This window comes from Pseudomonas sp. NBRC 111140, from assembly GCF_001320885.1.
Taxonomy (GTDB): domain Bacteria; phylum Pseudomonadota; class Gammaproteobacteria; order Pseudomonadales; family Pseudomonadaceae; genus Aquipseudomonas; species Aquipseudomonas putida_P.
The window spans coordinates 1-15,788 of record NZ_BCBQ01000118.1 but is presented as its reverse complement, the minus strand read 5'-3'; the positions used below and the strand labels follow the sequence as shown (position 1 = coordinate 15,788).

General features: G+C 64.1%; 10 protein-coding genes. 5 read left to right on the top strand and 5 right to left on the bottom strand.

The features are described 5' to 3' along the window. A partial coding sequence (locus tag APH42_RS26025) for a S24 family peptidase (RefSeq protein WP_218187662.1) occupies positions 1-228 on the top strand: 228 nt, incomplete at its 5' end. A gap of 32 nt (positions 229-260) precedes the next feature. Here APH42_RS26025 and APH42_RS26020 read toward each other — a convergent pair. From APH42_RS26020 to APH42_RS26005, 4 genes are read right to left on the bottom strand one after another with little or no spacing between them, the layout of a single operon-like run. Beyond that, positions 261-2,213, bottom strand: coding sequence for an acetyl/propionyl/methylcrotonyl-CoA carboxylase subunit alpha (locus APH42_RS26020; RefSeq protein WP_060494548.1), 1,953 nt, complete (start codon positions 2,211-2,213; stop codon positions 261-263). Then, complete coding sequence (locus APH42_RS26015; protein WP_012273266.1) at positions 2,210-3,025, bottom strand: gamma-carboxygeranoyl-CoA hydratase; 816 nt, start codon at positions 3,023-3,025, stop codon at positions 2,210-2,212. Before APH42_RS26015 ends, APH42_RS26020 begins: the two co-directional genes overlap by 4 nt. Before the next feature lie 3 nt (positions 3,026-3,028). Next, a complete protein-coding gene (locus tag APH42_RS26010; protein WP_012273265.1) occupies positions 3,029-4,636 on the bottom strand; it encodes a carboxyl transferase domain-containing protein in 1,608 nt (535 codons plus the stop codon). A 20-nt stretch (positions 4,637-4,656) separates the two neighbouring features. Continuing rightward, on the bottom strand, positions 4,657-5,820 hold the full coding sequence (locus APH42_RS26005; protein ID WP_060494547.1) for an isovaleryl-CoA dehydrogenase: 1,164 nt from the start codon (positions 5,818-5,820) through the stop codon (positions 4,657-4,659). 219 nt (positions 5,821-6,039) lie between these two features. On the opposite strand from APH42_RS26005, the gene APH42_RS26000 reads away from it, so the two are divergent. Then, the gene (locus tag APH42_RS26000; RefSeq protein ID WP_012273263.1) at positions 6,040-7,722 is read left to right on the top strand and encodes an AMP-binding protein; all 1,683 of its coding nucleotides are present in this window, start codon (positions 6,040-6,042) and stop codon (positions 7,720-7,722) included. A gap of 139 nt (positions 7,723-7,861) precedes the next feature. Here APH42_RS26000 and APH42_RS30235 read toward each other — a convergent pair whose 3' ends face one another. Next, positions 7,862-8,023, bottom strand: a complete 162-nt coding sequence (locus APH42_RS30235) for a hypothetical protein (RefSeq protein WP_012273262.1) — start codon at positions 8,021-8,023, stop codon at positions 7,862-7,864. A gap of 139 nt (positions 8,024-8,162) precedes the next feature. Between APH42_RS30235 and APH42_RS25995 the strand changes: the two genes are divergently transcribed. Genes APH42_RS25995 through glgB form a run of 3 tightly spaced genes read left to right on the top strand, consistent with a single transcriptional unit; the run spans position 8,163 to position 15,759 of the window. Beyond that, positions 8,163-10,181: an alpha-1,4-glucan--maltose-1-phosphate maltosyltransferase gene (locus APH42_RS25995; protein WP_012273261.1), complete on the top strand. Its 2,019-nt coding sequence runs from the start codon at positions 8,163-8,165 to the stop codon at positions 10,179-10,181. A gap of 50 nt (positions 10,182-10,231) precedes the next feature. Beyond that, a complete protein-coding gene (gene treS / locus APH42_RS25990) occupies positions 10,232-13,552 on the top strand; it encodes a maltose alpha-D-glucosyltransferase (protein ID WP_060494546.1) in 3,321 nt (1,106 codons plus the stop codon). Then, positions 13,549-15,759 (top strand): 1,4-alpha-glucan branching protein GlgB, encoded by a 2,211-nt coding sequence (glgB, locus tag APH42_RS25985; protein WP_060494545.1) that lies wholly within the window; start codon positions 13,549-13,551, stop codon positions 15,757-15,759. The genes treS and glgB overlap by 4 nt, the downstream gene beginning before the upstream one ends. Positions 15,760-15,788: the final 29 nt, after the last annotated feature.

The following is a 15,788-nucleotide window of genomic DNA, read 5'->3' as shown; positions in this document are numbered from 1 at the left end:
AAGAGTGTTCCTGAGGGCATGCGCGTATTGGTGGATACTGGCCTGCCGGTAGAGCCCGGCAGGCTGGTGATTGCGCGCCAGCCGGGGCGGCCTGCTGTGTTGCGGCAGTTGGTCGAAGAGGGTGGCGACAAGATGCTCAAGCCGCTGAATACGCGCTATCCGACAATCCTGTGTGAAGAGGGATGCGAGTTTATCGGTGTGGTCGTGCGGGTGCATGGCGCCTTCTAGAATGCCGGGGCCGCAAAGCGGCCCCCGTACCCTTACTCCACCAGTTCGACCAGCACCGTCCCTTCGCTGACCATATCGCCTTCTTGGCAGAACAATGCCTTCACTGTGCCTGAATGCGGCGCACGAATGCTGTGCTCCATTTTCATGGCCTCCAGCACCACCAGCGCGGTGCCTGCTTCCACCACCTGTCCCGGTTCCACCAGCACCCGCACGATGCTGCCGTTCATGGGCGCACCCAGCCCGCCCTGATGACTGTGGCTGGCTTCCGCCTGCGCGATCGGGTCGAAGGCTTCGATGGCATGCATCTCGCCATCCCACTGCAGATACAGCGTGCCACCCCGGCGGATGGCCAGGTGCTGACGACGTACGCCGTCCTGGTCATGCAGCAGTTGTTCGCCCGTTAGCTGCCAGGTAGGCGCAGCACTGCGTTCCAAGGCAACCGCCTGATCCTGCCCGCCGCTCACCAGATGCAGGCTGCTACGCGCTGGCAGGCCCAAGCGCAGGCCGTTGCACTCACCCCACGGCGAATGGCAGTCGTCATCGCGGTGATGGCCGGCCTGACCTTGCAGCCATGCCTCGGCCGCCGCCTCCCAGAAACCTGCTGGCATTGCCTGTGGTGCCGGCAGCAAAACCGCCTGGTGGCGCGGAATGAAGCCGGTATCCAGCTCCGCCGCCGCAAACGCCGGGTGGGCCAGGATGCGGCGCAGGAAGGCGATGTTGGTCTTCAGCCCGCCAATGGCGAACTCGTCGAGCATGGCCAGCAAGCGCAGGCGCGCCTGCTCGCGGTCTTCGCCCCAGGCGATCAGCTTGCCCAGCATCGGGTCGTAGAACGGCGACACCACATCGCCTTCGCTGACCCCGCTGTCCACCCGCCGGCCCTCGCCTGGCGCCGACTCCCGATACAGCATCAGCTTGCCGGTTGCGGGCAAGAATTCATTGGCCGGGTCCTCGGCATACAGGCGCACCTCGATGGCATGGCCGATCAGCGGCACCTGCTCCTGGGTGATCGGCAGGGCTTCGCCGCAGGCCACGCGAATTTGCCAGGCCACCAGGTCCAGGCCGGTAATGGCTTCGGTGACCGGGTGCTCCACCTGCAGGCGCGTGTTCATCTCCATGAAGAAGAACTCGCCACGGGCGTCGAGCAGAAACTCCACGGTGCCGGCGCCCACATAGCCGATGGCTTGTGCCGCGCGCACTGCGGCTTCGCCCATGGCACGGCGCAGTTCTGGCGAGAGGCCGGGGGCGGGAGCTTCTTCGACCACTTTCTGGTGGCGGCGCTGGATCGAGCAGTCACGCTCGTTGAGGTACAGGCAGTTGCCGTGTTGGTCGGCGAACACCTGGATCTCTACGTGGCGCGGTTTGAGCACGTATTTTTCCACCAGCATGCGCGAGTCGCCGAACGACGATTGCGCCTCACGCTGGGCCGAGGCCAGGGCGTCGGCCAGCTGGCTTTCTTCCTCGACCACTTTCATGCCCTTGCCACCGCCACCGGCGCTGGCCTTGAGCAGCACTGGGTAGCCGATGCGTTCGGCGGCGGCGCGGAAGGTGTCCAGGTCCTGGGCTTCACCGTGGTAGCCCGGCACCAGCGGCACGCCGGCAGCCTCCATCAACGCCTTGGCCGCCGATTTGCTGCCCATGGCGTCGATGGCGCTGGCCGGTGGGCCGAGGAAAATCAGCCCGGCTTGTTCGATGGCCCGGGCAAAACCTGCGTTCTCGGACAGGAAGCCATAACCTGGGTGGATGGCCTGGGCGCCGCTGGCCTTGGCCGCGGCCAGCAGTTTGTCGACCTGCAGGTAGCTTTCGGCAGCCTTGGTGCCGCCGAGGTCGACGCGGATGTCGGCTTCGCGGCTGTGCCGGGCGTCACGGTCGGTGGCGCTGTGCACGGCCACGGTGGTCAGGCCCATGGCCTTGGCGGTGCGCATCACCCGGCAGGCGATTTCGCCGCGGTTGGCGACCAGCAGGGTGGTCAAAACGGGGCGGCTCATGGGCGCGGCTCCTTCTTGTCATCGGTTTGCCAGGCGGGGCGGCGTTTTTCCAGGAAGGCGCGCAGGCCCTCCTGGCCTTCGGCGCTGACGCGGATACGGGCGATGGTGTTTTCGCAGTAACGGCGCAGGGCCGGGCTGAGTTCGCCATCGTCCACTTCGCGCAGCAGGTCCTTGGTGGCGCGCAACGCTTGTGGGCTGTTCTGCAGCAGGTTGTTCACCCAGGCTTCGACGTGGGCGTCCAGCTCGCTGGCTGGATACACCTCGGCCAGCAGGCCCAGCTCGCGGGCGCGCACGCCGCTGAAGCGCTCTGCGGTGAGCGCATAGCGGCGCGCGGCACGCTCGCCAATGGCCTTGACCACGAACGGGCTGATCACTGCCGGGGCCAGGCCGATGCGTACTTCCGACAGGCACAGCTGGGCGTCTTCGGCGCCGATGGCCATGTCACAGCAACTGATCAAACCCAGCGCGCCGCCAAAGGCTGCACCTTGCACCACCGCCAGGGTAGGGGCCTTGAGGCGGTGCAGGGCGTACATCAGCTCGCCCAGTTCGTGGGCATCATCCAGGTTGGTATTGAAGTCCAACTGCGCCGATTGCTGCATCCAGGCCAGGTCGGCGCCGGCGCTGAAGTGCCGGCCGCGGCCGCGCAGCAGCACGAAGCGCAGGCTGGCGTCTTCGGCCAACTGGTCGATGGCCACGATCAGCTCGCGGATCATCTGCGCGTTGAAGGCGTTGTTCTTGTCCTCGCGGCTCAGCCACAGGGTGGCGAAACCGCGCGGGTCGCGGGTCACTTCGAGGGTGCTGAAGTCGCTCATGGGTCACATCCGGAAAATGCCGAAGCGGCTCTGTTCGATCGGCGCGTTCAGCGCGGCAGACAACGCCAGGCCGAGCACGTCGCGGGTCTGTGCCGGGTCGATGACACCGTCGTCCCACAGGCGGGCGCTGGAGTAGTAGGGGTGGCCTTGATGCTCGTACTGGTCGAGGATCGGCTGCTTGAGCCTGGCTTCATCCTCGGCGCTGAACGGCTGGCCGCTGCGTTCGCTTTGCTCGCGCTTGACCTGGGCCAGAACCCCAGCGGCTTGTTCGGCGCCCATCACGCCGATCCGTGCGTTGGGCCACATCCACAGGAAGCGCGGGTCGTAGGCGCGGCCGCACATGCCGTAGTTGCCGGCGCCGAAGCTGCCACCGATGATTACCGTGAATTTCGGCACCTGGGCACACGCCACGGCGGTAACCAGCTTGGCGCCGTGCTTGGCGATGCCGCCTTCTTCGTACTTTTTGCCGACCATGAAGCCGGTGATGTTCTGCAGGAACAGCAGTGGGATACCGCGCTGGCAGGCCAGCTCGATGAAGTGCGCACCCTTTTGCGCCGCTTCGGCGAACAGAATGCCGTTGTTGGCCAGGATCGCTACCGGGTAACCGTGCAGGTGGGCGAAGCCGCACACCAGCGTAGTGCCGAACAGGGCCTTGAACTCATCGAAAACCGAGCCATCGACCAGCCGCGCAATCACTTCGCGCACGTCGAACGGTTGCTTGGCATCCGCTGGCACCACGCCATACAGTTCATCGGCGGCGTACAGCGGCGCCACCGGTGCCAGGCGTTGCAGCTTGCCCAGCTTGTGCCAGTTAAGGTTGGCCACGCTGCGCCGGGCAATGGCCAGGGCGTGCTCGTCATTGTCGGCATAATGGTCGGCCACGCCGCTGGTACGGCAATGCACATCGGCGCCACCCAGGTCTTCGGCGCTGACCACTTCACCGGTTGCGGCTTTCACCAAGGGCGGGCCAGCCAGGAAGATGGTCGCCTGCTGGCGCACCATGATCGCTTCGTCGGCCATGGCCGGTACGTAGGCGCCGCCAGCGGTGCACGACCCCATCACCACGGCAATCTGTGGAATACCTTGCGCGCTCATGTTGGCCTGGTTGAAGAAAATCCGCCCGAAATGCTCGCGGTCGGGGAACACTTCGTCCTGGCGTGGCAGGTTGGCGCCGCCCGAGTCCACCAGGTAGATGCACGGCAGGCGGTTTTGCAGCGCGATGGTTTGCGCGCGCAGGTGCTTCTTCACCGTCAGTGGGTAGTAGGAACCGCCCTTTACCGTGGCGTCATTGGCCACGATCATGCATTCCACGCCTTCGACGCGGCCGATGCCGGCAATCACGCCCGCAGCCGGCACGTCTTCGCCGTACACCTCATGGGCGGCCAGCTGGCCGATCTCGAGGAATGGCGAGCCAGGGTCCAGCAGGCGGTCGATACGCTCGCGCGGCAGCAGTTTACCGCGCGAGGTATGCCGTTCCTGGGCCTTGGGGCCGCCGCCCTGGGCGACCTGGGCGAGCAGGCCGCGCAGGGCCTGGACCTGTTCGAGCATCGCCGCACTGTTGCCGGCGAATTCCGCCGAACGTGGGTTGATCTGGGTGTGCAAGGTAGCCATGTGCGCCCGTCCCTTTATGCTCAGCGGGTTTCGTTGAACAGTTCGCGGCCGATCAGCATCCGGCGAATTTCGCTGGTGCCAGCGCCGATTTCGTACAGCTTGGCGTCGCGCAGCAGGCGGCCAGCCGGGAATTCGTTGATATAGCCGTTGCCACCGAGAATCTGGATCGCCTCCAGGGCCATTTGCGTGGCGCGTTCGGCGGTGTACAGGATGACGCCGGCAGCGTCCTTGCGGGTGGTCTCGCCACGGTCGCAAGCCTGGGCCACGGCATACAGGTAGGCGCGGCTGGCATTGAGCTGGGTGTACATGTCGGCGATCTTGCCCTGGATCAGCTGGAACTCGCCGATGCTCTGGCCGAACTGCTTGCGGTCATGAATGTAGGGCACCACCAGGTCCATGCAGCTTTGCATGATGCCGGTCGGGCCGCCGGACAGCACCACACGCTCGTAGTCCAGGCCACTCATCAGCACGCGCACGCCGCCATTGAGTTGGCCCAGGATGTTTTCTGCCGGCACTTGCACGTCGTCGAAGAACAGCTCGCAGGTGTTGGAGCCACGCATGCCAAGCTTGTCGAACTTGTTGCTGCGGCTGAAGCCTTTCCAGTCACGCTCGACGATGAAGGCGGTGATGCCGTGCGCGCCCTTGTCCAGGTCGGTCTTGGCGTAGATCACGTAGGTGTTGGCGTCGGGGCCGTTGGTGATCCAGGTCTTGCTGCCGTTGAGCACGTAGTGGTCGCCGCGCTTTTCCGCACGCAGTTTCATCGACACCACATCGGAGCCGGCATTGGGCTCGCTCATGGCCAAGGCGCCGATGTGCTCGCCGCTGATCAGCTTGGGCAAGTACTTGAGCTTCTGCTCGTGGGTACCGTTGCGGTTGATCTGGTTGACGCACAGGTTGGAGTGGGCGCCATAGGACAGTGCCACCGAGGCCGAGCCACGGCTGATTTCTTCCATCGAGACCACATGGGCCAGGTAGCCCAGGCCAGCGCCACCGTATTCTTCCGGGACGGTGATCCCCAGCAGGCCCATGTCACCGAACTTGCACCACATGTCGGCGGGGAACAGGTTGTCGTGGTCGATTTGAGCGGCGCGCGGGGCCAGTTCGGCGGCGACGAAGGTACGCACCTGGTCGCGGAGCATGTCGATGGTCTCGCCCAGGGCGAAGTTCAGGGAGGGGTAATGCATGCTGGGGCACCTTCTTGTTCTTGAAATGGGGTTACACCGTAGCGTCAGGGCAATCCGCCGGCCCTGCGAGACCCGGTGTCGTTCATCACCTTTACGTTAACGTAAACCTGCGTGCGACCACTGTCAATCCACTCATCACCTTTACGTAAACGTAAATCTGCGCCAGAGTATTCCCGCTTGCTTCAGCCGTGCCCAGAACAACCACAAGAAGGGACACCCATGAGTCAACCGAGTTATACCCGCGGTCGCCAGGACCAAGCCTTGCTGACCCAGACCATCGGCCAGGCCTTCGATGCCACCGTGGCCCGCTGTGCCGACAGCGAGGCGCTGGTGTCGCGCCATCAAGGCCTGCGCTACAGCTGGCGGCAGTTGGCCGCACAGGTCGAAAACCATGCACGCGCGCTCATGGCCCTGGGCGTGAACACCGGCGAGCGTGTCGGTATCTGGTCGCCCAACTGCGCGCAATGGTGCATTTTGCAACTGGCCAGCGCCAAGGTCGGGGCCATCCTGGTCAACATCAACCCTGCCTATCGCGTGGGCGAGTTGGAATACGTGTTGCGCCAGTCCAGCTGTCGCTGGCTGGTGTGTGCCGATGCCTTCAAGACGTCTGATTACCATGCCATGGTTCAGGAACTGGTGCCTGAATTGGCCAGCGCCAAGCCAGGTGAACTGGCCAGTGAGCGCCTGCCAGCGTTGCGCGGTGTGATCAGCCTGGCCGCCAACCCGCCTGCCGGCTTCCTGCCCTGGCACGCATTGCCCGAGTGGGCAGGGCAGACCTCGCCAGAGGCCTGCAGCGCTCGCCAGCAAAGCCTGCAGTTCGACCAGCCGGTGAACATCCAGTACACCTCCGGCACCACCGGCGCGCCCAAGGGTGCCACCCTCAGTCACTACAACATCCTCAACAACGGTTTCATGGTCGGCGAAAGCCTGGGGCTGACCGAGCGCGACCGTATGGTGATCCCGGTGCCGCTGTACCACTGCTTCGGCATGGTCATGGCCAACCTCGGTTGCATCACACACGGCAGCACCATGATCTACCCCAACGACGCCTTCGACGCCGAGCTTACCCTGCGCGCCGTGGCCGAGGAGCGCGCCAGCATCCTCTATGGCGTGCCGACCATGTTCATCGCCATGCTCGACCACCCGTCGCGTGCGCAGATGGACCTGTCGACCCTGCGCAGTGGCATCATGGCCGGTGCCACCTGCCCGATCGAGGTGATGCGCCGGGTCATCGACCAGATGCACATGGCCGAAGTGCAGATTGCCTACGGCATGACCGAAACCAGCCCGGTGTCGCTGCAGACCGGCCCGGACGACGACCTGGAACTGCGCGTGACCACCGTCGGCCGCACCCAGCCGCAGCTGGAAAACAAGCTGGTGGACGCCGACGGCTGCATCGTCCCGCGCGGTGAGATCGGTGAACTGTGCACCCGTGGCTACAGCGTGATGCTCGGCTACTGGGACAACCCCCAGGCCACGGCGGACGCCATCGACCCGGCGGGCTGGATGCATTCGGGCGACCTGGCGGTGATGGATGAACATGGGCACGTGCGCATCGTCGGGCGCAACAAGGACATGATCATTCGTGGCGGTGAGAACATTTACCCGCGTGAGCTGGAAGAGTTCTTCTATACCCACCCGGCGGTGGCCGATGCGCAGGTGATCGGCATTCCGTGCAGCCGCTATGGTGAAGAAATCGTGGCCTGGATCAAGCTGCACCCAGGGCATAGCGCCACGGTCGAGGAACTGCAGGGTTGGTGCAAGGCACGCATCGCCCACTTCAAGGTGCCTCGGCATATTCGTTTTGTTGAGGAATACCCGATGACGGTGACCGGCAAGGTGCAGAAGTTCCGCATGCGGGAGATTAGTGTGGCGGAAATCTCGGCGGTATCTGCGGGTTGATGGGTTGGGTCAACCGGCCCTTTCGCGGGTAAACCCGCTCTCACAGTACGGCGCCACTTGCAAGGTTGGCGCAATCCCTGTGGAAGCGGGTTTACCCGCGAAGAGGCCGGTCCTGCCAGTACACAATCCTGGTCTACCCTTAAGCCTTCACCGGTGGCTCCTGGCTCGGCGGGTCGCCCACCGTCGGTGGCATGGTCGGCTTGATCGGCAGCTCGTCCGGTTCTTCTTCTGGCACGGGCGGCGGCAAGCTCGGGTCGTCGATGTTGGGATCGGGGGTTTCCGGTGGAATGGGAATGTTCATGGCCTGACCTCGCGTGGGTGAATGAAGAGGTGCTGCAGGCTCTGACCGCTGGCAGTTGCCGTTCGCTCAATTTTTTTGAACCCCGCGCTTGTGCCTGGCTCTGAACCCTTACCGCCACCAGCCTGAGGGAGCAAGGTCGATGTCACGTAACGAGCCCTTTGAAAACGTGCCCACGGCGAACGATCACCCGGACCAGGCCATCAGCCTATCCCAGGCGTTGCTGGCGCCACGCATCGTGATCGAAGACACCCAACCGGTGCTCGAAGCCGGCACCTTCGCCGCCAAGGCCATCAGTGGCCAGCCGGTGGTCGTCGGCAGCAAGGTCTATTGCGATGGCCACGACCGCCTGGCGGTGATGCTCAACTGGCGCCAGGCCAACAGCCGCCGCTGGCATTGCGTGCCCATGCACTCGCCGGGCAACGACCTGTGGTTGGCCGAGTTCACCCCCACCGAACTTGGCCCGCACCTGTTCAGTATCGAGGCCTGGATCGACCCGTTTGCCACTTATTGCCACGACCTGGAGAAAAAATACCACGCCGGCGTCGAGGTGAAACTGGAGCTGGAAGAGGGCCGTTTGCTGCTGAGCAAAGGCCTCGAACTGTGCAGCGGCGCCCTGCACGAGGAACTTGAGGCCGTGCAGCAGCGCCTGGCTACACTCGGTCCCGACGACCAGGTGGCGTTGTTTCTCGACCCAACCACCGCCCGCCTGATGAGCGAAGCCGAACACCGCAGTTACCTGGCCCGCAGCCGTGAATTTCCGGTCGATGTCGACCGCCCGGCGGCGCAATTTGCCAGCTGGTACGAACTGTTCCCGCGTTCGATCACCGACGACCCGCAGCGCCACGGCACCTTCAACGACGTGCACGAACGCCTGCCGATGATTCGCGACATGGGCTTCGACGTGTTGTACTTCCCGCCCATCCACCCCATCGGCATGCAGCACCGCAAGGGCCGCAACAATGCCCTGCATGCCGAACCTGGCGACCCCGGCAGCCCTTACGCGATCGGCAGCGCCGAAGGCGGCCACGATGCGATCCACCCGCAACTGGGCAGTCGCGAAGATTTTCGCCGGCTGGTCGCCGCTGCGGCGGAGCACGGCCTGGAAATCGCCCTCGACTTCGCCATCCAGTGTTCGCAGGACCACCCCTGGCTCAAGGAGCATCCGGGCTGGTTCAGCTGGCGCCCCGACGGCACCATCCGCTATGCCGAAAACCCACCGAAGAAGTACCAGGACATCGTCAACGTCGACTTCTATGCCCCCGACGCGGTGCCGAGTTTGTGGCTGGCCCTGCGCGATGTGATCATCGGCTGGGTCGAGGAGGGGGTCAAAACCTTTCGCGTCGACAACCCGCACACCAAGCCACTGCCGTTCTGGCAATGGCTGATCGCCGATGTGCGTAGCCAGCACCCCGACGTCATCTTCCTCGCCGAAGCGTTTACCCGGCCGGCGATGATGGCGCGCCTGGGCAAGGTCGGCTACGCGCAAAGCTATACCTACTTCACCTGGCGCAACACCAAGCAGGAGCTGCGTGAATTCTACGAGCAGCTCAACCAGCCGCCGTGGAGCCAGTGCTATCGCCCCAACTTCTTCGTCAACACACCGGACATCAACCCGTACTTCCTGCACACCTCTGGACGCGCCGGCTTCCTCATTCGCGCGGCGCTGGCGACCATGGGCTCGGGCCTATGGGGTATGTACTCGGGTTTCGAGCTGTGCGAAGGCACGCCGCTGCCTGGCAAGGAGGAGTACCTGGATTCGGAGAAGTACGAAATTCGCCCGCGTGATTTCACCCAGCCAGGCAACATCATTGCCGAGATCGCCCAGCTCAACCGCATCCGCCGGCAGAACCGTGCTTTGCAAACGCATCTGGGCGTGGCGTTTTTCAACTGCTGGAACGACAACATCCTGTACTTCGCCAAGCGCACGGCCGAGCGCGACAACTACATCCTGGTGGCGATCAGCCTCGACCCGCACAACGCCCAGGAAGCGCACTTCGAGCTGCCGCTGTGGGAGCTTGGTTTGGATGACAACGCCGAAACCCATGGCGAAGACCTGATGAACGGCCATCGGTGGTCGTGGTACGGCAAGACCCAGTTCATGCGCATCGAGCCTTGGCACCAGCCATTCGGAATCTGGCGTATCGAAAAGGCTAGGTGAAAGTGGGAGCGGGCGTGCCCGCTCAACCTGGAAAATGCAAGGAGTCGCACATGGCCAAGCGTGCCCGCACGGCAGCCTTCATCGACGACCCGCTGTGGTACAAGGACGCCGTCATCTACCAGTTGCATATCAAGTCGTTCTTCGATTCGAACAATGATGGTATCGGCGACTTCGCCGGCCTGATCAGCAAACTCGACTACATCGCCGAGCTGGGCGTCAACACCCTGTGGCTGCTGCCGTTCTACCCCTCGCCTCGGCGCGATGACGGCTACGACATCGCCGATTACAAAGCCGTGCACCCCGACTACGGCAGCCTGGGCGATGCCCGGCGTTTCATCGCCGAGGCACATAAGCGCGGCTTGCGGGTGATCACCGAGCTGGTCATCAACCACACCAGCGACCAGCACCCGTGGTTTCAGCGTGCCCGCCATGCCAAACGCGGCAGCAAGGCGCGCGATTTCTACGTGTGGTCGGACGACGACCAGAAATACGACGGCACGCGCATCATCTTCCTCGACACCGAAAAGTCCAACTGGACATGGGACCCGGTCGCCGGCCAGTACTTCTGGCACCGCTTCTACGCGCACCAGCCAGACCTCAACTTCGACAACCCGCAAGTACTCAAGGCGGTGATTGGCGTGATGCGCTTCTGGCTCGACCTGGGTGTCGATGGCCTGCGCCTGGACGCCATCCCGTACCTGATCGAACGCGACGGCACCAACAACGAGAACCTCGCCGAAACCCACGACGTGCTCAAGGCGATCCGCGCAGAAATCGACGCCAACTACCCCGACCGCATGCTGCTGGCCGAAGCCAACCAGTGGCCGGAAGACACGCGTCCATACTTCGGCGAAGGCGAGGGCGACGAATGTCACATGGCCTTCCACTTTCCGTTGATGCCACGCATGTACATGGCCCTGGCCATGGAAGACCGCTTCCCGATCACCGACATCCTGCGCCAGACCCCGGAAATTCCCGCCAACTGCCAATGGGCGATTTTCCTGCGCAACCACGATGAGCTGACCCTGGAAATGGTCACCGACCGCGAGCGCGACTACCTGTGGAACTACTACGCCGAAGACCGCCGCGCGCGCATCAACCTGGGTATCCGCCGGCGCCTGGCGCCGCTGCTGCAGCGTGACCGTCGGCGCATCGAGCTGCTCACCAGCCTGCTGCTGTCGATGCCCGGCACGCCAACCCTGTATTACGGCGACGAACTGGGCATGGGCGACAACATCTACCTGGGTGATCGCGATGGCGTGCGTACGCCCATGCAGTGGTCGCCGGACCGCAACGGCGGGTTCTCCCGCGCCGACCCGCAGCGCCTGGTGCTGCCGCCGATCATGGACCCGCTGTACGGCTACCAGACCGTCAATGTCGAAGCGCAAAGCCACGACCCGCATTCACTGCTGAACTGGACCCGGCGCATGCTGGCGGTGCGCAAGCAGCAGAAGGCCTTTGGCCGCGGCAGCCTGCGCACGCTCACGCCCAGCAACCGGCGCATTCTCGCCTACGTCCGCGAGTACACCGATGTCGACGGCAACACCGAGGTCATTCTGTGCGTGGCCAACGTGTCGCGCGCTGCCCAGGCCGCAGAACTGGAATTGTCACACTTCGCCGACAAAGTACCGGTGGAGATGCTCGGCGGCAGCGCCTTCCCGCCCATTGGCCAGTTGCCGTTCCTGCTGACCTTGCCACCCTATGCCTTCTACTGGTTCCTGCTGGCCAGCCGTGACCGCATGCCCAGCTGGCATATCCAGCCCACCGAGGGGTTACCTGAATTGACCACGCTGGTACTGCGCAAGCGCATGGAAGAACTACTGGAAGCACCTTCAAGCGATACCCTGCAAGCCACCATCCTGCCGCAATACCTGCCCAAGCGGCGTTGGTTCGCCGGCAAGGAAGGGCCGATCGACGCCGTGCGCCTGTGTTACGGCGTGCGTTTTGGCACTGCCACCACACCGGTGCTGCTCAGTGAAATCGAAGTGCGCAGCGACGGCACGGCCACCCGCTACCAACTGCCGTTCGGCCTGCTGCGCGAGGAGCAGATCACTACCGCGCTGCCGCAGCAGTTGGCCTTGTCGCGGGTGCGCCGCGCCCACCAGGTTGGCTTGATCACAGATGCCTTCGTGCTGGAGCCGTTCATCCGCGCCGTGATGCTTGCCTGCCAAGATGGCCTGCGCCTGCCATGCGGCAACGATGAGGGTGAATTGCGCTTCGAATGCACGGCGCAATTGGCCGGCCTGGCGCTCGACGAGGAAAGTGAAGTGCGCTACCTCAGCGCCGAACAGTCCAATAGTTCGGTAGTGATCGGCGACCGGGTGGTGCTCAAGCTGATCCGCCGGGTCAACCCAGGTGTTCATCCAGAGCTGGAAATGAGTGCCTACCTGACCGCCGCCGGCTTTGCCAACATCTCGCCGCTGCTGGCCTGGGTCAGCCGAGTGGATGAGCAGCAGGCACCGCACCTGCTGATGATTGCCCAGGGTTACCTGAACAACCAGGGCGATGCCTGGGGCTGGACCCAGAACACCCTTGAACGGGCCATTCGCGACCAGATGGAGCCCACCACCAGCGACCCCGAGGCGCACACCGACGCACTGGCCGAGCTCAGTGGCTTCGCTGCCTTGCTTGGCCAGCGCCTGGGCGAGATGCACCTGTTGCTGGCCGCGCCAACCGAAGACCCGGCCTTCCAGCCACGTCCCAGCAATGCGCAGGACAGCCAGCGTTGGAGTACGCAGATCAGCGCCGAGCTGACCCACGCTCTCGACCTGCTGGCCCAACACCGCGACACGCTCGACCGCGATAGCCAGGCCCTGGTCGATGACCTGCAGCAGCAGCGCGACGGCCTGGCCCAGCACATCGACAATCTGACCGACCAGGCCCAGGGCGGCCTGTTGATGCGGGTGCATGGCGACCTGCACCTGGGCCAGGTGCTGGTGGTGCAAGGTGATGCCTACCTGATCGATTTCGAAGGCGAGCCGGCCCGGCCGCTGGAAGAGCGTCGGGCAAAACACAGCCCGTACAAGGATGTCAGCGGCGTGCTGCGATCCTTCGACTATGCTGCTGCGATGATCTTGCGCAGCGCGTCTGCGGTGGACCTTTCAGACCCGGCGCGGCAGGCCCGGCAACGGGTTGCCCGGCAGTACCTGCACCAGTCGCGGCATGCCTTTGTCGAAGCCTATGGCCTGGCCACCGCCGCCATGCCCCACGCCTGGCAGCGGGCCGAGGGCGAGCGCGCGGCTCTGGAGCTGTTCTGCCTGGAAAAAGCCGCCTACGAGATTACCTACGAAGCCGAGAACCGTCCGAGTTGGCTGGCCGTGCCTTTGCATGGACTGCATGGATTGATCAGTACCTGGGGAGAGTCAGAATGAACGTTACATTGCGTGAAAACGGTGGCCTTCGGCAACGGGACCTCGATGCCCTGGCCCGCGCCGAACACGCCGATCCATTTGCGGTACTCGGCCCCCATGGCGACGGCGCAGGCGGCCAGGTGGTCCGCGCCTTCCTGCCCAGTGCCCTGAATGTGCGCATCCTGGCTCGCCACGATGGGCGCGTGCTTGCCGAAATGGTGCAGGGCAGCTTGCCCGGGTTGTTCAGCGCGCACCTTGATGAGGCACAACCCTACCAGTTGCAGATCGGTTGGGCCGGTGGCGATCAGATTACCGAAGACCCCTACAGCTTTGGCCCACAATTGGGTGACATGGACCTTCACCTGTTCGCCGAAGGCAATCATCGAGACTTGTCCGGGCGCTTTGGCGCCCAGCCTACCCAGGTCGATGGTATCGACGGCGTGTGCTTCTCGGTGTGGGCGCCGAACGCTCGGCGGGTGTCGGTGGTGGGTGACTTCAACAACTGGGATGGGCGTCGCCACCCCATGCGCCTGCGCCACAGCGCCGGGGTGTGGGAGCTGTTCATTCCGCGCTTGGGTGTGGGTGAAACCTACAAGTTCGAAGTGCTCGGCAAGGACGGCATACTGCCGCTGAAAGCCGACCCGCTGGCCCGTGCCACGGAACTGCCGCCGAGCACCGCGTCCAAGGTGGCCGGTGAGCTTGGCCACGCTTGGCAAGACCACGACTGGATGGCGCAACGCGCGCAGCGCCATGCCTACAACGCGCCACTGTCGATCTACGAACTGCACCCAGGGTCATGGCGCTGCGAGCTGGACGAGGCGGGTGAAGTCGGGCGCTATTACAACTGGCGCGAACTGGCCGAGCGGCTGGTGCCCTATGTGCAGGAACTGGGCTTTACCCACATCGAGCTGTTGCCGATCATGGAGCACCCCTTCGGCGGTTCCTGGGGTTATCAGCCACTGTCGATGTTCGCGCCCACCTCGCGCTACGGCAGCCCGGAGGACTTCGCAGCCTTCATCGATGCCTGCCACCAGGGTGGCATTGGTGTGCTGCTGGACTGGGTGCCGGCGCATTTCCCCACCGACGAACACGGCCTGGCGCGGTTCGATGGCACTGCGCTGTACGAATACGATAACCCCCTGGAGGGCTACCACCAGGACTGGAACACGCTCATCTACAACCTCGGCCGTAACGAGGTGCGTGGTTTCATGATGGCTTCTGCGTTGCACTGGCTGAAGCACTTTCACATCGACGGCCTGCGCGTCGATGCAGTGGCTTCGATGTTGTACCGCGACTATTCGCGCAAGGCCGGTGAATGGGTGCCCAACCGCCATGGCGGGCGCGAGAACCTGGAAGCCATCGACTTCATCCGCCACCTCAACGGCGTGGCTGCCCACGAGGCCCCTGGGGCACTGATCATCGCCGAGGAGTCCACCGCCTGGCCCGGCGTCAGCCAGCCGACCCAGCAGGGCGGCCTGGGCTTTGCCTACAAGTGGAACATGGGTTGGATGCACGACACCCTGCATTACATCCAGAACGACCCGGTGCACCGCACTATCCACCACAACGAGATGAGCTTCGGGCTGATCTATGCCTATTCCGAGCATTTCATCCTGCCCATCTCCCATGACGAAGTGGTGCACGGCAAGCACTCGCTGATCGACAAGATGCCCGGCGACCGCTGGCAGAAGTTCGCCAACTTGCGCGCCTACCTCACCTTCATGTGGGCGCACCCGGGCAAGAAGCTGCTGTTCATGGGGTGCGAGTTCGGCCAGTGGCGTGAGTGGAACCACGACAGCGAACTGGACTGGTACCTGCTGCAGTACCCCGAGCACCAGGGCGTGCAGCGCTTGGTGGGTGACCTCAATCGCCTGTACCGCGACGTGCCGGCGCTGCACGAGCAGGACTGCCAGCCGCAGGGCTTCCAGTGGCTGATCGGTGACGACGCGCAAAACAGCGTCTACGCCTGGCTGCGCTGGAGCAGCAGCGGTGAGCCGGTGCTGGTGGTGGCCAACTTCACCCCGGTGCCGCGCGAGGGCTACCGTATTGGCGTGCCGTTTGGCGAGCGTTGGCAAGAGCTGCTGAACAGCGATGCCGGGCTGTATGCCGGGTCCAACGTGGGCAACCTGGGGGCAGTGGCCAGTGAGGCATTGCCCAGCCATGGGCAGCCATTGTCGCTGGCGCTGAACCTGCCGCCGCTTGGGGTTCTGATACTGAAACCGGCCTGAGATTGTTGGGGCTGCTGCGCAGCCCATCG

Excerpts from the sequence above, each read along its gene's own strand:
- glgB (WP_060494545.1), top strand. The coding sequence starts at position 13,549 with ATGAACGTTACATTGCGTGAAAACGGTGGCCTTCGGCAACGGGACCTC.
- APH42_RS26020 (WP_060494548.1), bottom strand. The coding sequence starts at position 2,213 with ATGAGCCGCCCCGTTTTGACCACCCTGCTGGTCGCCAACCGCGGCGAA.
- APH42_RS26015 (WP_012273266.1), bottom strand. The coding sequence starts at position 3,025 with ATGAGCGACTTCAGCACCCTCGAAGTGACCCGCGACCCGCGCGGTTTC.
- APH42_RS26010 (WP_012273265.1), bottom strand. The coding sequence starts at position 4,636 with ATGGCTACCTTGCACACCCAGATCAACCCACGTTCGGCGGAATTCGCC.
- APH42_RS25995 (WP_012273261.1), top strand. The coding sequence starts at position 8,163 with ATGTCACGTAACGAGCCCTTTGAAAACGTGCCCACGGCGAACGATCAC.
- APH42_RS30235 (WP_012273262.1), bottom strand. The coding sequence starts at position 8,023 with ATGAACATTCCCATTCCACCGGAAACCCCCGATCCCAACATCGACGAC.
- APH42_RS26005 (WP_060494547.1), bottom strand. The coding sequence starts at position 5,820 with ATGCATTACCCCTCCCTGAACTTCGCCCTGGGCGAGACCATCGACATG.
- treS (WP_060494546.1), top strand. The coding sequence starts at position 10,232 with ATGGCCAAGCGTGCCCGCACGGCAGCCTTCATCGACGACCCGCTGTGG.
- APH42_RS26000 (WP_012273263.1), top strand. The coding sequence starts at position 6,040 with ATGAGTCAACCGAGTTATACCCGCGGTCGCCAGGACCAAGCCTTGCTG.